The sequence below is a fragment of the Halorubrum sp. SD612 genome (assembly GCF_002135005.1).
The window spans coordinates 1-1,130 of the sequence record NZ_NEWI01000393.1 but is presented as its reverse complement, the minus strand read 5'-3'; the positions used below and the strand labels follow the sequence as shown (position 1 = coordinate 1,130).

The 1,130-nt window shown below is 74.5% G+C and carries 2 protein-coding genes; both read left to right on the top strand.

Annotation, left to right across the window (positions count from 1 at the left end):
• Window positions 1–85: 85 nt before the first annotated feature.
• A complete protein-coding gene (locus B9G38_RS17615; protein ID WP_086221207.1) occupies window positions 86–358 on the top strand; it encodes a ubiquitin-like small modifier protein 1 in 273 nt (90 codons plus the stop codon).
• Between the two features lie 73 nt (window positions 359–431).
• The coding region (locus tag B9G38_RS17610) for a deoxyhypusine synthase family protein (protein ID WP_198945740.1) at window positions 432–1,130 on the top strand (699 nt) is incomplete at its 3' end.

Genomic DNA, 1,130 nt, shown 5'->3' with positions numbered 1-1,130 from the left:
GTCCCGTCGGCCGCGGGCGGGGACGACGACGCGGACGCCCCCGACGGGACGCAACGCTCTTGAGTCGCCCGCGCGGGGATCCGCCATGGAGTGGAAGCTGTTCGCCGACCTCGCGGAGATCGCGGGCGACCGCACCGTGACGGTCGACGCGGAGCCGGGCGACACGGTCGGCGACGCGCTCGACGCGCTGTTGGACGCGCATCCCGGCCTCAGGGAGCGCGTCATCGAGGACGGAACCGTCGCGGACCACATCAACGTCCTCCGGAACGGCCGGAGCGTCCGCCACGACGAGGGGCTCGACGCGACGCTGGAGGCGGGCGACGAGCTGGCGCTGTTCCCGCCGGTGAGCGGCGGGTAGCCGGCCCGCGACCTCGCCGGCGGTCCGCGCCCGGATCGGTCGTTTCAAACGCGCGCCGGCCCCATCCGGGGCCATGGCCGACAGCGACGAGGGAACGCGGGACGACGCGGGCGAACACGGCGCGGACGCCGAGGGCGACGGCCACGACCACGGCGACGGCGGCCACGAGCCGCACCGCGAGGAGTTCCACGCGGACCCGATGGGCCACACGCGCGCGACCGCCGGGATGACGGTGAGCGAGCTCGTCGACGGGTACGGGGACGCCGGGATCGGCGCCGCCGCCGTCAACGAGGCGGGCGACGTGCTCGCGGAGATGTTCGAGAACGACGACTGTACCGTGTTCCTCTCGCTCGCGGGCGCGATGGTCCCCGCGGGGATGCGCCGGATCGTCGCCGACCTCATCCGCGACGGCTACGTCGACGCCCTCGTGACCACCGGCGCGAACCTCACCCACGACGCCATCGAGGCGATCGGCGGCAAACACCACCACGGGCGGACTCACGACCCCGAGAAGAGCCTCCGCGAGCACGACGAGGGGCTCCGCGACGAGGGCGTCGACCGCATCTACAACGTCTACCTCCCGCAGGAGCACTTCGCGGAGTTCGAGGGCCACCTCCGCGAGGAGGTGTTCCCGGCGCTGGAGGCCGACCCGGACGCGGACGGCTCCGACGCCGTCTCCATCGCGGACCTGACGCGCGAGCTCGGCCGCGCGAACGCCGCGGTGAACGAGCGCGACGACGTCCCGGAGGGGCCGGGCGTCGCGGCCGCCGCC